Raw genomic sequence first — 20,767 nt, 5'->3', positions numbered from 1 at the left:
TCCCGATTCACGGGATCACCCTCTCTGAACCCCTGCCTGAAAGGGCACAAATTTTGCGAGAATGTACCATGAAGAATGATCCATCCACGCTCAAACGAGGCCTCAGTGCCCGACATATCCGGTTTATGGCGTTAGGTTCTGCCATCGGGACCGGCTTGTTTTATGGATCGGCCGAGGCGATCCGCCTGGCAGGACCAGCGGTTTTGCTCGCTTATCTTATTGGTGGCGCAGCCGTATTTATGGTGATGCGGGCCTTGGGTGAGATGGCAGTACATGACCCCGTTGCCGGCTCTTTTGGTCACTACGCCAGCCGTTATCTCGGGCCACTGGCTGGTTTTCTCACCGGATGGACCTATACCTTTGAGATGATTATTGTGGCGTTGGCTGATGTGACCGCATTCGGTATCTATATGGGGTTATGGTTCCCTGATGCACCGCAGTGGGTTTGGGTATTGAGTATTATTTTCTTTATCGGTGCGTTGAATCTCTGCTCGGTCAAAGTATTTGGTGAAATGGAATTTTGGCTATCGCTGCTAAAAGTGACAGCAATTATTGCCATGATTGCTGCTGGCTTAGGCATCATGATGTTTGGTTTTGGTGCGGGTCATGAGAGTACCGGTGTCAGTAATTTATGGTCTCATCAAGGGTTTATGCCGAACGGTATCACAGGGGTGGTTGCATCCTTTGCCGTAGTGATGTTTGCCTTTGGGGGGATCGAAATTATTGGCGTCACGGCCAGTGAGGCGAAGAACCCAGAAAAAGTGCTACCACGTGCCATTAATACCGTGCCGGTGCGCATTCTGCTGTTCTATGTTTTGACCTTGTTTGTGCTGATGGCTATTTATCCGTGGAATAGCATTGGGCAAAATGGCAGTCCTTTTGTCGAAATTTTCAGTAGTTTAGGCATTAGCTCGGCCGCTAATATTCTGAATCTGGTGGTGATTACTGCCGCTATTTCAGCCATTAACAGTGATATTTACGGTGCTGGCCGCATGATGTACGGCATGGCGCAAGAGGGGCTGGCACCGAAGTGCTTTAGCCGCCTGACCCGTAATGGCGTACCATGGATGACTATTTTGGTGATGGCGATCGCACTGTTATGTGGTGTGGTACTGAACTATCTGATCCCGAAAAATGTGTTCCTTATTATTGCCTCGATTGCCACCTTTGCCACCGTCTGGGTTTGGTTGATGATCTTGATATCGCAGGTGGCGATGCGCCGCTCTATGAGTAAAGAGAATATTGCCCGGCTGACATTCCCGGTACCGTTCTGGCCAGTAGCACCGATTCTGACCATTATCTTTATGGCGTTTATTATCGCAGTCTTAGGTTATTTCCCTGATACCCGTATCGCCATGTATGTTGGGGTGGCGTGGGTGGCCTTAATGACACTTGCCTGGTGGGTCTGGTTACGCAAGGCTCCACCACAATCCCTTCAGGAACCTATAGAGAGTCTGCAAAAACAAATAGAAAGTCGCGAGGCTTAGCAACGACTGGCCGCTGATAATCGGTTCAGCGGCCATACTGCTGCTTTTTAGCTCTGTGGGGGGCGTGCCGGTAAATTGATCACCAACTTTTGGTGTAATTCTACCGCCATCGTTTCGAGGCGAGTGGTTAATTGATTGGTCAAGGCGGTGAGTTCTGTATTCTGCCGCAGTAATTCCAGCATTTGATCCGCATTTTGCGCAGCCATTTTTTGCCTTTCTTCATTCGCAATGGCTAATGCTTCACGATGTTGTGCATCGGCTAGCGCATTCGCTTTATCGCGCTCTGCCTGACGGGTTTGTGCCAATAAAATAAGGGGTGCCGCGTAGGCTGCCTGTAAGCTAAAAGCCAGGTTCAGCAAAATAAACGGGTAAATATCAAATTTGACTATACCCATCACATTCAGGCTAATCCAGATCACCACAATGAGTGTTTGTGCACCAAGGAAGATTGGCGTGCCGAAAAAACGTGCAAAAGCCTCTGCTTTCTGGGCAAACCAACTGTTACCGAAAGGGGTTGATAAGTGTTCATAAGCGCGATGGAAGCGAAGATAGTCGACTTTACGTGTTTGTAGTGGCGACTGTTCGGTCACGGGTTCGGTTTTTTTCATAATATGTTACCCCGGTAGATGAATGATTCTGTCGAGATCGGTTTACGACAAAATTAAATCACGTTATTTAATGCTTCAGGCTATTTAATCCTAGAGTGGCTCCAATGAGGAATGGATAATTAACCGTATTTAAAGATGTTGAGTAAGCGGTAATAATCATATATTCATTTTATTGTGATCGACTATATACCAAGATTAAGTTTTGCGTTTAAAGTAGCGGTGTAGCCAGATGGTGATAAACTAATCTCAATTGTGAAAAATTATATACCTACGGAGTAGCAGCCCATGACTGCCATAGCTGTTAAGCGGTGGATTAAACGGATTGTACTGGTCTTGGTGGTAATGTCAGTTACCATACTGGCGATTCGAATTTACGATACACAACGTGGCCCTAAGCTCGAGCTTTGGCACACTTTTGTTCCTCATGATATGCGTGCGGCTGAGATTGATAAAGCCAGTTGGGCGGATTACCTCAAAGCTGAAAATAACCTTTTCGATGAAGTGCGGATTAATGTTACCGAAAAACTAGAACCAAGAAATGAAATTCCATTAAATCGCTATTACTCTGGTAGCTCGATTTACCCTCCACATTTTAAAAATGACTGGAATCGTTCATATATTCTTGAACCAGAAGGTAAACCTAAAGGTGCGGTGGTATTACTGCATGGTTTAACTGATACCCCTTATAGCCTGCGTCATATTGCTGAAAATTATCGTCAGCGTGGATATGTTGCTATTGGTATTCGTTTGCCCGCTCACGGAACAGTCCCTGGGGCACTGACTGATGTTGAATGGCAGGATTGGTTGGCGGCAACGCGCTTAGCCGTGCGTGAAGCTAAGGCACTGAGTGGCGCTGATTTACCGCTACACGTAGTTGGCTTCTCCAACGGCGGTGCGTTGGCAATGAAATATACGCTGGATTCACTGGATGATCCTACACTGGCGAAACCGGCGCGGGTTATCTTGATCTCCCCGATGATTGGCGTAACCAGTTTTGCGCGCTTTGCCGGTATTGCTGGTTGGCCCGCTATTTTCCCGGCTTTTGCTAAAGCCGCTTGGTTGGGGATTGTGCCGGAGTTTAATCCTTTCAAATATAACTCGTTCCCAGTGAATGCTGCCCGCCAGTCGTATTTACTGACATCTGTGCTGCAACAGCAAATTGCTCGTGATGCCAGAAATAATAAGATGGCGGAGTTGCCACCAATTCTGACCTTCCAGTCGTTAATGGATTCAACGGTCAGTACTCGTGCGGTCGTTACTGCTCTTTATAACCACTTGCCAAAGAATGGCAGTGAAGTGGTGCTGTTTGACTTGAACCGTGCCGCCAGTTTCGGCCCGTTATTGAGAACATCGTCTTATACTGCTCTGGCGCGTTTGTTACCTCCGCCACCGCGTAATTACAGCGTAACGGTGATTACTAACGTTTCGCCGCAAAGTAATGAAACCGTGGCACTGACTACCTTGGCGGGTGAGACTAACGAGACTTCAGTACCCACTGGTTTGATTTACCCACCGGACATCTTCTCGTTGTCCCATGTGGCATTACCATTCCCAATGAGTGATTCGCTGTATGGTCGCTATCCAGAACCGCGCGACCAATACGGTATTAGCCTGGGGACGTTTGCCGCTCGTGGTGAGCGTGCCGTACTGGTTGTCGGGTTAGATTCACTGATGCGTATTTCATCAAATCCATTCTATCCGTATATGTTGCAGCGGATAGACGACAAGATAGGCGCGCCAGCGAAATAAGATTGTCTTAAAGCCTCCGAATCGGGGGCTTTTTCATAATAAGTGCCATACTTTCAAGTCGTATCTGTTCTTCATATTTACTGATTCGGGAAGGAAAGTACTATGTCTATTGAAAAAGTCGTATACCGAGCCAAAGCTAAAGCCACTGGCGGGCGTGATGGTCGGGCAACCTCCTCTGACGGCGTATTAGATGTGAAATTGGGCGTCCCTAAAGAGATGGGCGGGGCGGGTGGTGCTGTGACTAATCCAGAACAGCTATTTGCTGCGGGTTACTCAGCTTGTTTCTTGGGTGCTCTGAAATTTGTGGCAGCAAAAGAAAAGGTGAAAGTGCCTGATGATGCCAGCATTGAAGGTACCGTGGGTATCGGTGCTATTCCAACGGGCTTTGGTATTGAAGTTCAACTCGATATCAGCTTGCCGGGTATCGAGCGTCACGTTGCCGAAGACTTGGTGAAAAAGGCGCATGTTGTCTGCCCATATTCCAATGCCACTCGTGGCAATATCGATGTGACATTAAATATCAAATAAACCAATATCCTATCTCAGAAGCCCATAAGAATTATCTTGTGGGCTGAATGTCATCACACCAACTTTTCTGCTGTAAATTCAAATAAATATACCAATATATCCTTTAGGGGGTATGCAGTAGTTCGCGTATTTCTTGGCTAAGATAATTCTTGTAATTAAAATCAATAGCGTGCTTATTGATATCGCACTGAACCTGAGGAGGGGTTCACTGTCTGATTGATTCAAGTAGCAAATAGTGTCTCTGGAGACCTGGCGTTATATGGACAGAGTTAAATATTTATCACAGCAAAGCATTTCTTTGTTGTTGGCTGTTTATATTGGTATTTTCCTGAATATATCTGTCTTTTATCGTCGTTTTGACTCCTTTAGCCAAGGTATCCAAGGCATAAAAGTCGTATCTGCTATCATCGAAGTGATGGCCATTATTCTGTTTACCTTTTTTGTTATGAGGGTGGTTTCCCTCGGTGGCCGATGGTTTTACCGTGTTATTGCCACCCTGCTGGTACTCATTTCTGTCGCCGCCAGCTATTACATGACTTTTTTCAATGTGGTCATCGGCTACGGCATTGTTATTTCGGTGTTGACCACCGATACAGATTTGTCAAAAGAAGTCATCGGGCTACATTTTGTCATTTGGATGGTGCTGGTCAGTGCACTGCCGCTGCTACTTATCTGGAAAAACACCCTACGGCTTACCTTACTTGAGCAATTTTTGACGCCAGGGCAGCGGATTAAACCTGTTTTGTTGATGGCGGTTACTGTGGTGCTGGTTTGGTTGCCATTGCGCTATCTGGATAATGTACAAGATGCTAATGAGCAACTAAAAACGGTGGATTTACCAAGTTACGGCGGCGTAGTTGCTCACTCATATTTGCCCTCTAACTGGTTGGCGGCATTAGGTTTATATGCTTATACCCAATATAATGAGAGCTATGATGCGGCAACATTATATAACCCGACTGAATACCATACTTATGTTGCTCCAGCTGGCATTGATGACACCTATGTTGTGTTTATCATCGGTGAAACGACGCGCTGGGATCATATGGGGCTGCTGGGATACCCGCGTGATACCACCCCCCGCTTGAGTAAAGAGAAAAATTTAGTCGCTTTCCGTGGCACATCTTGTGATACCTCAACCAAACTTTCATTGCGCTGTATGTTTGTACGTGAAGGTGGCACGGAAAATAATCCGCAGCGCACGCTGAAAGAGCAAAATGTATTCACGGTGATGAAATCATTGGGCTTCACTTCTGAACTGTTCGCCATGCAAAGCGAAATCTGGTTCTACAACAATGCGAACACTGACAATTACTCGTTCCGTGAATTGATTGCTTCAGAGAAGCGCAACGATGATAAGCCGGTAGATGACATGCTACTGGTTGATGAATTAAAGGAATCACTTGGGCGCTATCCGATAGGTAAGCATTTGGTAATATTGCATACCAAAGGTTCACATTATCTCTATTCCCAGCGCTATCCTCGCAGTTATGCCCGCTATCAGCCTGAATGTATGGGCGTTGATGACTTTTGCAGTAAACAGCAACTGGTGAATGCTTTTGATAACAGTGTGTTGTACACCGACTCGTTTATCGCAAATGTGATTGATCAGGTGCGCGATAAGAAGGCTTTGGTGTTCTATGCCTCGGATCATGGCGAGTCAATCGACGATAACTCCCACTTCCACGGAACCCCACGTGAAATGGCGCCCCCTGAGCAGTTCCGGGTGCCATTGATGGTCTGGGCCTCGGACAAATTCCTGGCACAACCGGATCACCTCACGGCTTTTGAGCAACTACAGGCTGAGCAGCGGGTGGGTAAGACCCATCGTCAGGTTGAATTGTTTGATTCTATTCTGGGTTGTTTAGGTTATACCTCACCAGATGGTGGCATTAATGCCCAGAATAACTGGTGTCAGGCACCGGGGCGGCCTGCAAAATAAACATTTAGCACAAGTATAATCTGATACGGAATGATTTTTGATTCCAATCCCATCGTCACTTTTAGGTTACGGTATACTCCAGTTCTAATCCCTACTGGCTGGAGTCTTCCATGACTTACCGTGTTGCCTTTATTGATGATCATGACATTGTGCGCTCAGGTTTTGCCCAGCTACTTTCTCTGGAAGACGATATTCAGGTGGTAGGAGAGTTTAGTTCGGCAAAACAGGCACGCGTCGGGTTACCTAGCCTACAGGCGAATATCTGTATTTGTGATATCTCGATGCCTGATGAGAGTGGTTTAGATTTACTGAAAGACCTCCCCTCAGGAATGGGGGTCATTATGCTCTCGATGCATGACAGCCCGGCACTAGTGGAAATGGCGTTGGAGCGCGGTGCGCGGGGGTTTCTATCCAAGCGTTGTAAGCCAGAAGATCTGGTTTCGGCTGTCCGTACCGTGGGCAGTGGCGGCGTCTATCTGATGCCTGAAATCGCCCAACAATTGGCACGTATTGCTGTTGATCCCTTAACTCGACGTGAGCGAGAAGTTGCTTTGTTGTTGGCGCAAGGAATGGAAGTGCGCGAGATAGCAGAGTCACTGGGCCTGTCACCGAAAACCGTGCATGTCCATCGCGCTAATTTGTTTTCCAAGCTCGGTGTCAGTAATAACGTCGAGTTGGCTAAGCAGGTATTGAATCTATGATGCAGCGTTTTATTATGCTGCTGGCACTATTCTTTATTTATATCACTGCAGCTTTCTGTTTATGGTCCGTTGGCACTCAATTGGTTGATCGGCCCTTGCAGGCACTACTGCTATTCCCGTTTGGCTTGCGGATGGGCATTTTATTGCAAAGCCCACGTCAATATTGGCCGGGCATTTTGTTGGGGGATGCTCTGCTGTGGTGGCTGCTGACCGATCAGTTTGGCTATCCTTATAGCTTGTTGTGGGCTGCTATTCCCTTACTGTTGGCTACCACGTTATTGGCGGTTATCGCTTCTCCTTGGCTGTTGCGTAATCAGAAAAGCGGCAGTGAATGGCAATGGCCGTTGATGCAAGGTGTGGTGATCTTTGGTGCTGCATTGATACAAGCATTAGGATGGCAAATTAACAGTGAACAGGGTGCTATGGCGCTGTTATTGGGGTTGGTTGGTGGCTTTACCATCGCGCCGATTTGCCTGCTGTTGTGGCACTATTTGGCGCGTCAAATCTGGACTCCCCTGGAACCGGGGCTGATTCATAAACCTATTAATCTGCGTTTGCGTCATATCCTGTGGTATCTGCTGCTATTTGCCTTGAGCATTTGGCTGCAACATCATGTCACTGAGTCAGATTTGTATCTGTTTGCGCCGTTCTGTTTGGCAATCCCGATTGTATTTATGTCTTATCGCTATGGTTGGCAAGGGGCGGTGGTCGCCACATTGCTCAATGGCATGGTGTTATTGATCAATACGCCAGCAGAATTAGACTCACACCGTGATGTGTTGTTGTCGTTATTGGCGCAGAGTTTGACCGGCTTATTATTAGGCGCGGGGATCCAGCGCCAGCGCGAGCTAAATTACCAATTACAGTTACGACTTAATGAAAATCGTGAGTTGGCTAAAGCATTGGTGGTGGCCGAAGAACATGCCCGCCGTGATGTTGCACGTGAACTGCATGATGAGGTTGGGCAGACTGTGACGGTTATCCGAACTCAAGCCAGTATTATCAAACGGTTAACTACCCAACCACAGGTTTTGACCAGTGCTGAAATGGTCGAGACGCTGGCGTTGCGGGTTTACGATGGTGTTCATGATGTTTTGGCGAAACTGTGGCCGGCGGCATTAAATAATCTGCCCTTATCGGCGGCCATTGCTGCATTGATGCGTGAGCTTATTCCGCAGGACCAGTCGGTGATAGGCGTGCTTAACTGGCAACTCAGTGATACTGATATGGATGAAACACTGAAAATCACTCTATACCGTATCTGTCAGGAGGGCGTGACCAATGCCTATCGTCATGGTGCTGCCAGCCGGATTGAAATTGATGCACAGCAGAATGATCAGCGGATAACACTGACTATTCGCGACAATGGAAAAGGTGTTGATTTAGCCACATTAACCCCAGGTTATGGGTTAAGAGGCATGCAGTCGCGCGTCAGTGCTTTAGGGGGCGATTTTACGCTGAGTGTCGATAACGGGACGTGTTTAAATGTGACCTTGCCCACAGTTTCTTCGTCTGCTAATGAAAACTAAGAAATATTCTCGTTTTCGGTGGGTGTTTTTCCCATCGATTTTCTGTACGTGGGGAACATGATGAATGTACTTGTAAAATTCTCTGAGGTTCACATGTGGTCTTTCCTCAAAAGCCGCGATAACGTGCCGCCAGTCACGGATCAAGCGCAAATTGATTCGTCTTATAAATATTGGCGTATTCAACTAATGTGGACGATGTATATCGGCTACGCCGCATTCTATTTCACCCGTAAAAGCTTTAACTTCATCATGCCCGCAATGCTTAGCGATTTAGGGCTGACCATGTCGGATGTCGGGATTTTAGGCACACTCTTTTATATCACGTATGGGTGCTCTAAATTTATCTCCGGCATGATAAGTGACCGCTCAAACCCGCGCTACTTTATGGGCATTGGGCTGGTTATGACCGGGGTTATCAATATTCTGTTTGGCATGAGCTCGTCACTGTTAGTGTTTGGTTCTTTGTGGATCCTTAATGCTTTCTTCCAAGGTTGGGGTTGGCCACCTTGTTCCAAAATCCTAACCAGTTGGTATTCGCGCTCAGAACGCGGCGGTTGGTGGGCGATGTGGAATACTTCGCATAACTTTGGTGGTGCGCTGATTCCCCTGCTGGTTGGCTTTATTTCTCTGCACTTTAGCTGGCGCTACGGCATGATTATCCCCGGTATTATCGGTGTGGTGATCGGTTTACTGATGTGTTGGCGCTTGCGCGACAAGCCGAGCACGATGGGGCTGCCAAGTGTGGGTAAGTGGCGCAATGATGCGATGGAATTGGTTCAGGAATCTGAAGGCCAAGGGCTATCAAATAAAGAGATTGTGAAGCGTTATGTGTTAACCAACAAATATATCTGGTTGCTGGCGGTATCTTACGTACTGGTTTATATCGTTCGTACTGCTATCAATGACTGGGGTAACCTTTATTTGACGCAAGAGAAAGGTTATTCATTGATGACGGCCAACTCGGCGATTTCACTGTTCGAAGTCGGGGGCTTTATTGGCTCGCTGGTGGCGGGTTGGGGTTCTGATAAGTGGTTCCGTGGTAACCGTGGGCCAATGAACTTGATATTTGCTATTGGTATTTTCCTCTCAGTGGCATCGTTGTGGATTATGCCGGGTGTCAGTTACATCTTGCAGGCAGGGTGTTTCTTTGCCATTGGCTTCTTCATTTTCGGCCCGCAGATGTTAATTGGTATGGCTGCCGCTGAATGCTCACATAAGGATGCTGCGGGAGCTGCTACTGGCTTTGTTGGGTTGTTCGCCTACTTAGGTGCAGCTTTATCCGGTTACCCGATTGCCCGCGTGATGGAGGTTTGGCACTGGAATGGTTTCTTTGTGGTTATTTCCATTGCGGCCTGTTTATCTGCTTTCTTCTTGCTACCATTCCTGCGGGCGCAATCGCCAGAGTTAAAGCAAGCGCAAGCCTGATTTACGCTCAAGTGTGTTAGTTTTAGCCGTTGATGATGCTTTTAACAACAGTCACTCAACGTTTGTTAAAAAGTGATTGACGGCCAAAAATCGTAGCAGTAAGATGCGCCCCGATTCGGCGAGTAGCGCAGCTTGGTAGCGCAACTGGTTTGGGACCAGTGGGTCGGAGGTTCGAATCCTCTCTCGCCGACCAAATTTAAGAACCCTGACTTTTCAGTCAGGGTTTTTTTTCATGCTTTTTCTGCCAAATTCGTATATCCATATCGCTTCGCCCCTCAATTGAATTGCCCCTGATTTACGTGATTTGGTCACCGATAATATCTGTTGCGCGACAATGCCCTCATAAGGGGCACCATTATGGTGCGCTTTCGTATGAAGCCTTGCTATCTCTTGGGCGGAGAGAAGGAGGGCAAGCTGATTTTGCTTTTTTAACGGCACGCAAGATGTCTAAAATTCTGGCTGGATGTGACAACGAACACGTCACTTATCGGCTGTCACGGCAGCATTTCCTTCTGTTTTCTGTCGATATTACAAAAAAATCCGACCAGATATGCATCATTTAGCAACAAAGTTTTTTCGTTTGTCACTGGATGTTGCGACTGCTTTATTCTATTTAGCCAGTCAATATCGCTGGCATATTGTCGCTAGCATAATTTTTCATGCTAATAATGTTAATGAGAAGTTTTTTTTATGTTTGCATGCTGTTTCTCATTGTCTTGATAAATCCTTTCAGACCGTATTGACGTTGCCACCAACTGTTGCCAAATTGGTACCCTCAGGGGGAGTCATCGAGAGCAGTTTGGGTGATTTAATGCATTCAAAATTGCCGTCGTGATAGCTTTTATCCGACATCTCAGTCCCGCATCCCTGTGGCTAATGAGCCAAAACGGTACAGTCCACGGACGAAAAAATTATAGGGGCTGGCCGTACACACAACACACATCACCATAATGGAGCACAAGCGATGACGATTTCCTTGGGAAAAACAGGGATACTGAAATTCGGTATTGGGCTGATTGCACTGACCGTGGCGGCCAGTGTTCAAGCAAAAACATTAGTCTATTGTTCTGAAGGTTCACCTGAGGGTTTCAACCCGCAGCTCTTTACCTCTGGCACAACGTATGACGCCAGCTCAGTGCCCATCTATAACCGTCTGGTTGAATTCAAACTCGGTACTACCGAAATTGAACCGGGTCTGGCTGAAAAGTGGGAAGTTAGCCCAGATGGTAAAAGCTATACTTTCCATCTGCGTAAAGGCGTGAAGTGGCAAGATAATAAAGACTTCAAACCGACCCGCGATCTCAATGCTGACGATGTGATCTACTCCTTCATGCGTCAGAAAGATGACAAACATCCGTACCATAAAGTGTCTGGCGGCAGCTATGAATACTTCCAGGGTATGGGGATGGGTGATTTGATCACCAATGTGGTTAAAGTTGACGACAACACCGTGCGCTTCGAATTGGCGCGTCCTGAATCGCCATTCCTGGCCGATTTGGCGATGGACTTTGCCTCTATCCTGTCTGCTGAATATGCCGACAAGATGCTGAAAGCGGGCACCCCGGAAAAAGTCGATTTGAACCCAATCGGTACCGGCCCATTCCAGTTGCAACAATACCAAAAAGACTCCCGTATTCTGTACAAAGCCTTTGACGGTTACTGGGGCACCAAGCCGAAAATTGATCGCCTGGTGTTCTCTATTACGCCAGATGCGTCAGTCCGTTACGCTAAATTGCAGAAAAATGAATGTCAGGTTATGCCCTACCCGAACCCGGCTGACATTGCTCGCATGAAAGAAGACAAAACCATCAACCTGATGGAGCAACCGGGCTTGAACGTCGGTTACCTCTCCTTCAACGTTGAGAAAAAACCATTGGATAACGTGAAGGTTCGTCAGGCGTTGACCATGGCGGTTAACAAAGAAGCGATTATCGATGCGGTTTATCAGGGCGCTGGCCAAGCTGCTAAGAACCTGATCCCACCAACTATGTGGGGCTACAACAACGACGTGAAAGATTACGCTTACGATCCGGCTAAAGCGAAAGAGCTGTTGAAAGAAGCGGGCCTGCCAGACGGTTTCGCTATCGATCTGTGGGCAATGCCAGTTCAGCGTCCGTACAACCCGAATGCCCGTCGTATGGCTGAAATGATCCAGTCTGACTGGGCGAAAATTGGTGTGAAAGCCAAGATAGTGACTTACGAGTGGGGCGAATACCTCAAGCGTGCTAAAGACGGCGAGCATGAAACAGTGATGATGGGTTGGACCGGGGACAATGGGGACCCAGACAACTTCTTCGCCACTCTGTTTAGCTGTGATGCGGCCAAGCAAGGTTCCAACTACTCCAAATGGTGTTATAAGCCGTTTGAAGACGTGATTCAGCCTGCTCGTGCTGAATCTGATCATGACAAACGTGTCGCACTTTACAAACAAGCTCAGGTTGTTATGCATGATCAAGCTCCGGCGCTGATCGTTGCTCACTCAACCGTGTATGAGCCAGTGCGTAAAGAAGTGAAAGGTTATGTTGTCGATCCGTTGGGTAAACACCATTTCGAGAACGTGTCACTGGATTAATTTTAACCGTGCATAAGACCGGTGAGTATGTGTAAAAGCATGTTCGCCGGTTTCTTATTGATACCCAAAATAATTCGAATTGCAGGAAGGCGGCAAGCGAATGAGTCCCGATGAGCTTACTGAAGTAAGTGATTCGGGTGATTGAGTGTAGCCAACGCACATGCAGTTTGAAGTATGAAGGGTATAGGTTAAAACAGATACAGATGTGAGCCATATAACCTCTCCCAATAAGTGTCATTGTCGCAGGAATTTTGAGCATGGACAGCGCGCAAGCACTGGAGCGGACACCATGACCTTGTAAATCATGGCTACGTAACAGTGATGAGCACTGCCCTGTCTCAACATGCCCCGTAAAATAGCTGATTGGGACGGTTTAATAAGCCTGGTTGCCCACGAGCAGCCCGGCATTCTACACAGAGAGTTCGGGATATGTTGCAGTTCATACTCCGACGTTTGGGGTTAGTTATCCCAACGTTTATCGGCATTACTTTGCTGACCTTTGCTTTTGTCCATATGATCCCGGGTGACCCGGTGACCATCATGGCTGGGGAACGCGGTATCTCCACCGAGCGCCATGCTCAAATCATGGCGGAAATGGGGCTGGACAAGCCTCTCTATCAACAATACTTCCATTATGTGAATGGCGTATTACATGGCGACCTCGGCATCTCGCTGAAAAGCCGTATTGCTGTCTGGGAAGAGTTCGTCCCACGCTTTAAAGCGACACTGGAACTGGGGATCTGCGCGATGCTATTTGCTATCGCGGTGGGTATTCCGGTGGGGGTGCTGGCGGCAGTTAAACGCGGTTCAATATTCGATCACACCGCTGTTGGGATCTCCCTTACCGGCTATTCGATGCCTATCTTCTGGTGGGGCATCATGCTGATTATGTTGGTCTCGGTCCAATGGAACCTGACCCCGGTATCCGGGCGCGTCAGTGATACGGTGTTCCTTGATGACAGCCTGCCGTTGACCGGTTTTATGCTGATTGACACCTTTGTTTGGGGTGAACCGGGTGATTTCAAAGACGCGGTGATGCATATGATTTTGCCTGCCATCGTTTTAGGGACTATCCCTCTTGCCGTTATCGTGCGTATGACTCGCTCCTCAATGCTGGAAGTCTTGGGTGAAGATTATATCCGTACTGCGCGGGCGAAAGGCCTGAGCCGCATGCGGGTGATTGTGGTCCATGCACTGCGTAATGCCTTACTGCCGGTGGTTACCGTGATTGGTTTGCAGGTTGGTACCATGCTGGCTGGCGCAATTCTGACCGAAACCATCTTCTCCTGGCCGGGGTTAGGGCGCTGGCTGATGGATGCCTTGCAACGCCGTGATTACCCCGTGGTACAGGGGGGCGTGTTGCTGGTCGCAATCATGATTATTTTAGTTAACTTGCTGGTAGATGTGCTCTATGGCGTAGTTAACCCGCGTATTCGTCACAAGAAATAAGGGGCGCAGAATGTCTCAACTTACTGATTCTACAGTAAAAAGTGCGCCGAAGCCGATGACTCCATTGCAGGAGTTTTGGCACTATTTCAAGCGCAATAAAGGGGCTGTTATCGGCCTGTTCTACATTATTATTATGCTAGTGATTGCCGCCGGTGCTACCTGGCTTGCCCCGCACGGCCCGGCAGAGCAATTTCGTGATGCGTTACTGAAACCGCCGGTCTGGGAAGAGGGGGGCAGTTGGAAATTCCTGCTGGGTACCGATGATGTAGGTCGTGATGTCTTATCTCGCCTGATGTACGGTGCTCGCCTCTCGTTGCTGGTGGGTTGCCTGGTGGTGGTGCTGTCACTGGTGATGGGCGTGATTTTCGGTTTATTGGCCGGTTATTTTGGCGGTATCGTTGATGCCATCATCATGCGTGTTGTCGATATCATGCTGGCACTGCCAAGCCTGTTACTGGCATTAGTGCTGGTGGCGGTATTCGGGCCTTCCATTGTTAACGCCTCATTGGCACTCACCTTTGTGGCCTTACCGCATTATGTCCGTTTAACCCGTGCCGCAGTGCTGGTTGAAGTTAACCGCGACTACGTAACGGCCTCAAGAGTGGCTGGGGCGGGTGCGATGCGCCAGATGTTTATCAATATCCTGCCAAACTGCCTTGCGCCGTTAATCGTGCAGGCTTCTCTCGGCTTCTCTAACGCCATTCTGGATATGGCGGCTCTCGGCTTTCTCGGCATGGGTGCGCAGCCGCCAACACCGGAATGGGGCACCATGCTCTCTGACGTGTTGCAGTTCGCCCAAAGCGCCTGGTGGGTCGTGACCTTCCCCGGTGTGGCGATCTTGCTGACGGTTCTGGCGTTTAACCTGATGGGGGACGGCCTGCGTGATGCTCTCGACCCCAAACTCAAGCAGTAACAGAGGTAGAGAGAGATGGCACTTTTAAATGTAGATAAATTGTCGGTGCACTTCGGTGACGAAGGTGCGCCGTTCAAGGCCGTAGACCGTATTAGCTACAGCATTGAGCAAGGGCAGGTGGTAGGGATTGTGGGTGAATCCGGTTCCGGTAAGTCGGTCAGTTCACTGGCAATTATGGGGCTGATTGATTACCCCGGCAAAGTGATGGCTGACAAGCTGGAATTTAATGGCCGTGACCTGACCAAGATTTCTGAGAAAGAGCGGCGTCAGTTAGTGGGTTCGGAAGTGGCAATGATCTTCCAAGACCCGATGACCAGTTTGAACCCGTGCTATACCGTCGGTTTTCAGATTATGGAAGCGCTGAAGGTGCATCAGGGTGGCAACCGTAAAACCCGCCATCAGCGGGCGGTAGATTTGCTGACTCTGGTGGGCATTCCTGATCCCGCTTCACGGCTGGATGTGTATCCGCATCAACTTTCCGGTGGGATGAGCCAGCGCGTGATGATCGCCATGGCCATTGCCTGTCGGCCTAAACTGCTGATTGCCGATGAGCCTACTACCGCACTGGATGTGACCATTCAGGCCCAGATCATTGAATTGCTGCTGGAGTTACAGCAGCGTGAAAATATGGCGCTGCTGTTGATAACCCATGATCTGGCACTGGTGGCCGAGGCCGCTCATCATATTATTGTGATGTATGCCGGTCAGGTAGTGGAAACCGGTAAAGCCTCGGAAATCTTCCGTGCACCGCGTCATCCGTATACGCAGGCATTGCTGCGTGCACTGCCTGAGTTTGCGCAGGATAAAGCGCGGCTGGCGTCATTACCGGGTGTAGTACCAGGTAAGTATGACCGCCCTGACGGGTGCCTGCTGAACCCACGTTGCCCGTATGCCAATGATCGCTGCCGCCGCGAAGAACCAGAACTGCTGGGGCCAGCGGGGCGTCAGGTTAAATGTCATACACCGCTCGATGATGCGGGGAGGCCGACATTATGAGCCAACCAACTGATATGAAAAAAGAATCACAGGTATCCAAGCCGCTATTACAGGCTATCGACCTGAAAAAATACTATCCGGTCAAAAAAGGTTTATTTGCGCCAGAGCGTCTGGTTAAAGCACTGGATGGGGTTTCGTTCACCTTGGAGCGGGGCAAAACATTGGCGGTAGTTGGGGAGTCTGGTTGTGGTAAATCCACACTGGGCCGCTTGCTGACCATGATAGAGATCCCAACCGGCGGTGAGCTTTACTACCAGGGTCAGGATTTGCTTAAGCCGGATGAAAGTGCGGAAAAACTGCGGCGTCAGAAGATCCAGATTGTGTTCCAGAACCCTTATGGTTCGCTGAATCCACGTAAGAAAGTGGGGCAGATTCTGGAGGAGCCGCTGCAAATCAATACTAAGCTCAACAGCAAAGAGCGGCGTGAGAAAACATTGGCGATGATGGCGAAGGTCGGCCTAAAAACCGAGCATTATGACCGTTATCCTCATATGTTCTCTGGCGGTCAGCGCCAGCGTATCGCCATTGCCCGTGGGCTGATGTTGAATCCCGATGTAGTGATTGCCGATGAGCCGGTTTCTGCACTGGATGTGTCAGTGCGGGCGCAGGTATTGAACCTGATGATGGATTTGCAGCAGGAACTGGGGCTGTCGTATGTCTTTATTTCCCATGATTTGTCAGTGGTTGAGCACATTGCTGATGAAGTGATGGTGATGTATTTGGGGCGCTGTGTTGAGAAAGGCAGTAAAGAAGCCATTTTTAATAACCCCCGCCACCCTTATACGCAGGCGTTGCTATCTGCTACTCCTCGGTTGAACCCTGATATGCGCCGTGAGCGAATTAAGCTAACGGGCGAGTTACCTAGCCCCATGAGCCCGCCACCGGGTTGCGCGTTCAATGCTCGTTGCCGTCGGGCATTTGGGACTTGTACCCAGTTGCAGCCACAACTGAAGCAATACGGTGATCAAATGGTCGCCTGTTTTGCGGTTGATCAGGATGAAGCTGAAAAAGCCAGTTAATACAGGTTAAGGCTTCAGCGCTGTTGGTTGGGGCCAAACCTAATGAAGATGATATCAATTATAACAACGCCGATAATTCGGCGTTTTTTTATAACTAAAAACAGATTTCCACGGACTATTTATAACGTTATTTGAAAAGTAATTGCTGTAAATGTGATCGTTATCTTGTAAATAAATAATTACGGGACAATTAAATATTGCTGGAAATGAGTTAATAACTGAGTGCTACGGTTATTTAGGCCGAGGCTGACATTACCTTAAAATGATATAGATCACATTTTTTTAGTTAAATTGGGCAATGCAATCCTACCATTGTAAACATTTCCTGTTTGGATATGAATGATAAAGGGTGCAATAAATGCACCCTTTATCGAATAGCCACAGGTAATACTGTTCGGTTTTTATTGTGGGTAAGGTACCCAGTCACCGCCATTTAATCGAATATAAGGTTTTCCCTGATATTGAATCACAATAGCATTATCATTTTCAGATATTACGGCTGTTTGTGGCAATCCTTGTGTCAGGGTCTGCCAATCGATAGTTGGCGCAGTAAATACTTTGCCATCGACCATGCGTGATACTAATTCAGAGAGAGCCAGATAACTGCTTGGCGTGTTGATAGTCACCGGGCTGGCGGGCTGTGGCGCTTTGATACCTATTAGCTTAATCCCAACAGGGATATGCGTGATGCTTGGGCTGGGGATATCTCTCAGGCCGGACATCTGCATTTTATCGCCTACCAGCGCAGCACCGTGCTCCGGTACGATTACCACCATGACTTTGCGACCTGATTTTTCCAATTCCTCTAAAAACGTGTTCAATTGGTCAAATAGCGTTTGGGCGCGAGCGCGGTAATCAGCCGTTTTATTGGTACCGGCGAAGCGGTTACCATCATGTAACGGTATGATATTCATGAAGGTTGCGCTACGGGTATCCCCGCCTTTCTGCTGCTGTTCCAGCCAGCGGTTGAGCAGTTCCAAATCATTGTAAATTGGCTCACCATCGAAGGATGCCAATTGATTACTGATACCTTTTTGTGACATGAGCGGCGCGCGCAGATTGCCGTCGTCTTGAATGTTTTGCAGATAATTACCAAATACCCCAGAGTGATCCAGCATCAACTGAGATGTGAAGCCAAGTTTCGCCAAATTATCAAATAGATAACACTGTTGCTCTTGTGGCTGATAGAGATCTTTGTGCGACGATTGACCACAACTGGCGCGCAGTAACCGTATTGATGCCGGGCCACTGTAGGCGGTGGCAGAGTTGAAATTCTTGAACAGAATATCAAACTTATTCCACAGCGGATGTTTATCCTGTTGGATGGCTTCAATATCTGACCAAGACAATGAGCAGATATTAATAATTAATAAATCAAAAGGTTGTGCATCTGCTGGCAGGGAGGCCGGGAAAGCCGTACGGCGGGTCTTTTCCTGCTCATAAAATGCATTCAGATAAGCCGTTAGATTGGCATCGGTTGGCGGGGCACTGGCTACTACCTGACTGCTACTGGGCGCTGGCGGCTCGCCCCCCGGTGTTATCGCGGCTGATGTTATCGCGGCAGCGGTTACCGGCGTTTCAGCCGCCGGTGTTAGCGAAAATGCGGGGCCGGCGATGCTGGCAATATTCAACCAAATAATGGCTGCAACGACAAAAACAGTCACCCGAATCCACTGTGAAATAAACAGGTAGCCCACCAAGATAACAAAGGCAGTTCCTATCATGGCCCAGTTAATAAAACGGGCAAACAATTCAACCAGATAGCTAAAGCTAAAGCCCATAATGAGCGTTCGTTGGCTTAGAATACTGTTAAGCCCCGGCAGCCAGGTGTCGTGATACAACACGCCAATACCTATCGGTATCGCAATCCAGTGACGCCAACGGTGGACCCTGTATGCTGGGATTGGGAAGAGTAGGAAAGCAATAAATATCAGGTTAGCCAGCGGATGGAAGTTCAGGTACCCAAACCATAGCAGGGCAAATTTTAGCAGGAAATAGTAGTTCCATGCGCCAAGGCCACGCCAATAACGCCACGGGTTTGGCGATTCTTGCAGTTTATTCTTTGCATTCATGGTTGTTTCTTCGTCTGTGAAGAGGAGCCATTACGCAACCAAACCCCTTCTGATTTTAAATATCGTGCCGATAAGAACAGATGTTGTCTTTTCTCCCACCAGCGTGGAAACCAACGGTGCGCCACATACCCTAATGGGAAAAAGATAACCGCACTGAACAGCAGGAGTTGCCAAATATCGTTGAAATTCATTGTGTTCTATCCTTGTTCTGCCCGACATCCAGCGCCAGAGGCACAGGTATTCGTCGGCTAACTTCGGCTTGCTCAGGGGCATCAACTTCTTGCGTATAGGATTTTTTGTCACCGGTCATTTGCCAGGCATTGGGGGTATTCATCCGGTTAATCTCAGCGATAATGGCTTGATCCTGATACCACACCCGTTGATTACTGAAAACTTCAGCAGCCGGCAAACGGAATATATAATTCAGAGCAGTGTCTAAGTCATTGATACGGCAGGTAGAAAGAAATAATACTAAGTGGTTATCAGCTACTGTTACCACATCACCATAGCGGCGTAGATGGCACAGTGTTAGGGCTTGCTTTGCCTGTAACCCAGGGACTGCCCGCAGAGCAACCATGACACCTTTGCCATTTTCGGGCAGCAGCGTGTTGTTCATCAGTTGCAAAACAGAGTGGCAGAACTCGGCAGGAGGTAAATAACCTTTAAGCTGGAACGGGCGTAAAGCCTCTAATAATGTATTGATATCTTGAGGAACATGCCGAGAGAAACGTTGGCCCTGAATACCTTCCAGCATAGTAAGAAAGCGTGACAGCGGTGCGATGTGAGGCACAATCAGATTCGCGCCGCAGGCCAGCAACAAACGTTCATCGCTGTAACGCAGGCTGGCGTTCATTTCGCGCACTACAATTTTGACAGCATCACCGCGTTGGCGGCGAATGTTATGGATCTGATGTGCTAAGTCGTCTATTTGTTCACTTTGATCAAGAGCAAAAATCAATGTGGCGGTATGGGCATTGATTGCCCGTTGAGCCAATACAGCGTTGCTATCAAACAATTGCCAGTTGGCAGAAAGTGGTGGTGCTCCCTCCAGAATGGTGGTTTCCGCTAAGTACAGATGCTCATCATTACGTGAAGGCGGCAGTGCCTGTTGAACTTCATCCGCCATGCTCCAGCCTTGTTCATCGGCTTTCAACAGAACTAACTGATTGGCAGTAACCCCTTTTTCAGTGCTCCACCAAGAGACAACATACTGCGCATTATCTTGCTGCCATTGCAGGCAGGCTAACCCTTGCAAATAACGATGCTGGCTAACTAGTTGATTTTTAACTTTATTAATTCCGGCGCTGTGGCAAATCACGATTAGCGTACAGTTCTGTTCGCCCAACCATTGTTGAATATGTTGTAGCCACTGCTGCATCTCTTCGCCAGTGAATGTTTGCCATAAACTGGCCGGCGCCAACAGAATGAACAGTCGCTGTTGCGGCCGTAATGAACGCATTAAATCGTGAGTTAAGTGTAGCAATGCTTTTTTTTGCGCAGGGAGCGTAAAGAGTGGCAATTTGTTAGGGCCATAACCCACAAGACTTGCCAGTAACTTCTCCGGTTTTAGCCCGGCACAAATCAACGCGGCCCGCGTATTTTCAGGCTGGTTACGAATAAGTTGCTGACAGAATAAATTAGCATCAATTTGACGTTCAATATTGACCCAATAAAACCCAGGCGCCTGCATCACGGCTAATTCATCCCAGATTTTTCGAACACCTAATGTGAAAGATCGTGGCATAGATTTTTTATCTGCTTGGTTAAAATACGATTG

At 48.2% G+C, this 20,767-nt stretch carries 16 protein-coding genes and 1 tRNA gene; 13 read left to right on the top strand and 4 right to left on the bottom strand.

Features of this window, described 5'->3' with window-relative positions:
• The first annotated feature begins 68 nt into the window (after positions 1 to 68).
• Entirely contained in the window at positions 69 to 1,487 is a 1,419-nt protein-coding gene (locus tag A6J67_RS02720; protein WP_032906772.1) for an amino acid permease, read from the top strand.
• Positions 1,488 to 1,534: 47 nt separating this feature from the next.
• Here A6J67_RS02720 and A6J67_RS02715 read toward each other — a convergent pair whose 3' ends face one another.
• Positions 1,535 to 2,095 carry a DUF1003 domain-containing protein gene (locus A6J67_RS02715; RefSeq protein WP_042568808.1) on the bottom strand — a complete coding sequence of 187 codons (561 nt, stop codon included), beginning with the start codon at positions 2,093 to 2,095 and terminating at the stop codon, positions 1,535 to 1,537.
• 285 nt (positions 2,096 to 2,380) lie between these two features.
• Between A6J67_RS02715 and A6J67_RS02710 the strand changes: the two genes are divergently transcribed.
• The 12 genes from A6J67_RS02710 to dppF all read left to right on the top strand — a co-directional run bounded on the left by A6J67_RS02710 (position 2,381) and on the right by dppF (position 16,918).
• The gene (locus A6J67_RS02710) at positions 2,381 to 3,844 is read left to right on the top strand and encodes an alpha/beta hydrolase (protein ID WP_032906773.1); all 1,464 of its coding nucleotides are present in this window, start codon (positions 2,381 to 2,383) and stop codon (positions 3,842 to 3,844) included.
• Between the two features lie 102 nt (positions 3,845 to 3,946).
• Positions 3,947 to 4,372: an organic hydroperoxide resistance protein gene (locus tag A6J67_RS02705; protein WP_005186989.1), complete on the top strand. Its 426-nt coding sequence runs from the start codon at positions 3,947 to 3,949 to the stop codon at positions 4,370 to 4,372.
• A gap of 259 nt (positions 4,373 to 4,631) precedes the next feature.
• Positions 4,632 to 6,314: a kdo(2)-lipid A phosphoethanolamine 7''-transferase gene (eptB, locus tag A6J67_RS02700; protein ID WP_080608458.1), complete on the top strand. Its 1,683-nt coding sequence runs from the start codon at positions 4,632 to 4,634 to the stop codon at positions 6,312 to 6,314.
• 110 nt (positions 6,315 to 6,424) lie between these two features.
• Positions 6,425 to 7,015 carry a transcriptional regulator UhpA gene (uhpA, locus tag A6J67_RS02695; RefSeq protein WP_032906774.1) on the top strand — a complete coding sequence of 197 codons (591 nt, stop codon included), beginning with the start codon at positions 6,425 to 6,427 and terminating at the stop codon, positions 7,013 to 7,015.
• Entirely contained in the window at positions 7,012 to 8,544 is a 1,533-nt protein-coding gene (uhpB, locus tag A6J67_RS02690; RefSeq protein WP_050297828.1) for a signal transduction histidine-protein kinase/phosphatase UhpB, read from the top strand. Before uhpA ends, uhpB begins: the two co-directional genes overlap by 4 nt.
• A 93-nt stretch (positions 8,545 to 8,637) precedes the next feature.
• A complete protein-coding gene (locus A6J67_RS02685; protein ID WP_005186998.1) occupies positions 8,638 to 9,969 on the top strand; it encodes an MFS transporter in 1,332 nt (443 codons plus the stop codon).
• A gap of 116 nt (positions 9,970 to 10,085) precedes the next feature.
• A tRNA-Pro gene (locus A6J67_RS02680) sits at positions 10,086 to 10,162 on the top strand.
• Between the two features lie 771 nt (positions 10,163 to 10,933).
• Positions 10,934 to 12,541: a dipeptide ABC transporter periplasmic-binding protein DppA gene (gene dppA / locus A6J67_RS02670; protein WP_005187005.1), complete on the top strand. Its 1,608-nt coding sequence runs from the start codon at positions 10,934 to 10,936 to the stop codon at positions 12,539 to 12,541.
• A gap of 429 nt (positions 12,542 to 12,970) precedes the next feature.
• The gene (gene dppB, locus A6J67_RS02665; protein ID WP_005174906.1) at positions 12,971 to 13,990 is read left to right on the top strand and encodes a dipeptide ABC transporter permease DppB; all 1,020 of its coding nucleotides are present in this window, start codon (positions 12,971 to 12,973) and stop codon (positions 13,988 to 13,990) included.
• A 10-nt stretch (positions 13,991 to 14,000) separates the two neighbouring features.
• Positions 14,001 to 14,903 (top strand): dipeptide ABC transporter permease DppC, encoded by a 903-nt coding sequence (gene dppC, locus A6J67_RS02660; protein WP_050297826.1) that lies wholly within the window; start codon positions 14,001 to 14,003, stop codon positions 14,901 to 14,903.
• Between the two features lie 15 nt (positions 14,904 to 14,918).
• A complete protein-coding gene (gene dppD / locus A6J67_RS02655) occupies positions 14,919 to 15,899 on the top strand; it encodes a dipeptide ABC transporter ATP-binding protein (protein ID WP_005187008.1) in 981 nt (326 codons plus the stop codon).
• A gap of 14 nt (positions 15,900 to 15,913) precedes the next feature.
• Positions 15,914 to 16,918, top strand: coding sequence for a dipeptide ABC transporter ATP-binding subunit DppF (gene dppF, locus A6J67_RS02650; protein ID WP_042570058.1), 1,005 nt, complete (start codon positions 15,914 to 15,916; stop codon positions 16,916 to 16,918).
• 401 nt (positions 16,919 to 17,319) lie between these two features.
• Here the strand turns inward: dppF and bcsG are convergent, their stop codons facing one another.
• From bcsG to bcsE, 3 genes are read right to left on the bottom strand one after another with little or no spacing between them, the layout of a single operon-like run.
• Positions 17,320 to 18,990 carry a cellulose biosynthesis protein BcsG gene (gene bcsG, locus A6J67_RS02645; protein WP_050074707.1) on the bottom strand — a complete coding sequence of 557 codons (1,671 nt, stop codon included), beginning with the start codon at positions 18,988 to 18,990 and terminating at the stop codon, positions 17,320 to 17,322.
• Positions 18,987 to 19,181 (bottom strand): cellulose biosynthesis protein BcsF, encoded by a 195-nt coding sequence (bcsF, locus tag A6J67_RS02640; protein ID WP_032906777.1) that lies wholly within the window; start codon positions 19,179 to 19,181, stop codon positions 18,987 to 18,989. Before bcsF ends, bcsG begins: the two co-directional genes overlap by 4 nt.
• Positions 19,178 to 20,734: a cellulose biosynthesis protein BcsE gene (gene bcsE / locus A6J67_RS02635; RefSeq protein WP_050297825.1), complete on the bottom strand. Its 1,557-nt coding sequence runs from the start codon at positions 20,732 to 20,734 to the stop codon at positions 19,178 to 19,180. The genes bcsF and bcsE overlap by 4 nt, the downstream gene beginning before the upstream one ends.
• Positions 20,735 to 20,767: the final 33 nt, after the last annotated feature.

The organism is Yersinia sp. FDAARGOS_228 (genome assembly GCF_002073315.2).
In the GTDB taxonomy this organism is placed as follows: domain Bacteria; phylum Pseudomonadota; class Gammaproteobacteria; order Enterobacterales; family Enterobacteriaceae; genus Yersinia; species Yersinia intermedia.
The sequence above is the reverse complement of the archived record's forward strand: the minus strand, read 5'-3'. Positions and strand labels throughout refer to the sequence as shown.

Coding starts and splice junctions, on each gene's coding strand:
- dppB (WP_005174906.1), top strand. CDS start 12,971: ATGTTGCAGTTCATACTCCGACGTTTGGGGTTAGTTATCCCAACGTTT.
- bcsF (WP_032906777.1), bottom strand. CDS start 19,181: ATGAATTTCAACGATATTTGGCAACTCCTGCTGTTCAGTGCGGTTATC.
- A6J67_RS02720 (WP_032906772.1), top strand. CDS start 69: ATGAAGAATGATCCATCCACGCTCAAACGAGGCCTCAGTGCCCGACAT.
- dppA (WP_005187005.1), top strand. CDS start 10,934: ATGACGATTTCCTTGGGAAAAACAGGGATACTGAAATTCGGTATTGGG.
- dppC (WP_050297826.1), top strand. CDS start 14,001: ATGTCTCAACTTACTGATTCTACAGTAAAAAGTGCGCCGAAGCCGATG.
- eptB (WP_080608458.1), top strand. CDS start 4,632: ATGGACAGAGTTAAATATTTATCACAGCAAAGCATTTCTTTGTTGTTG.
- uhpA (WP_032906774.1), top strand. CDS start 6,425: ATGACTTACCGTGTTGCCTTTATTGATGATCATGACATTGTGCGCTCA.
- dppD (WP_005187008.1), top strand. CDS start 14,919: ATGGCACTTTTAAATGTAGATAAATTGTCGGTGCACTTCGGTGACGAA.
- dppF (WP_042570058.1), top strand. CDS start 15,914: ATGAAAAAAGAATCACAGGTATCCAAGCCGCTATTACAGGCTATCGAC.
- A6J67_RS02715 (WP_042568808.1), bottom strand. CDS start 2,095: ATGAAAAAAACCGAACCCGTGACCGAACAGTCGCCACTACAAACACGT.
- uhpB (WP_050297828.1), top strand. CDS start 7,012: ATGATGCAGCGTTTTATTATGCTGCTGGCACTATTCTTTATTTATATC.
- bcsG (WP_050074707.1), bottom strand. CDS start 18,990: ATGAATGCAAAGAATAAACTGCAAGAATCGCCAAACCCGTGGCGTTAT.
- bcsE (WP_050297825.1), bottom strand. CDS start 20,734: ATGCCACGATCTTTCACATTAGGTGTTCGAAAAATCTGGGATGAATTA.
- A6J67_RS02685 (WP_005186998.1), top strand. CDS start 8,638: ATGTGGTCTTTCCTCAAAAGCCGCGATAACGTGCCGCCAGTCACGGAT.
- A6J67_RS02705 (WP_005186989.1), top strand. CDS start 3,947: ATGTCTATTGAAAAAGTCGTATACCGAGCCAAAGCTAAAGCCACTGGC.
- A6J67_RS02710 (WP_032906773.1), top strand. CDS start 2,381: ATGACTGCCATAGCTGTTAAGCGGTGGATTAAACGGATTGTACTGGTC.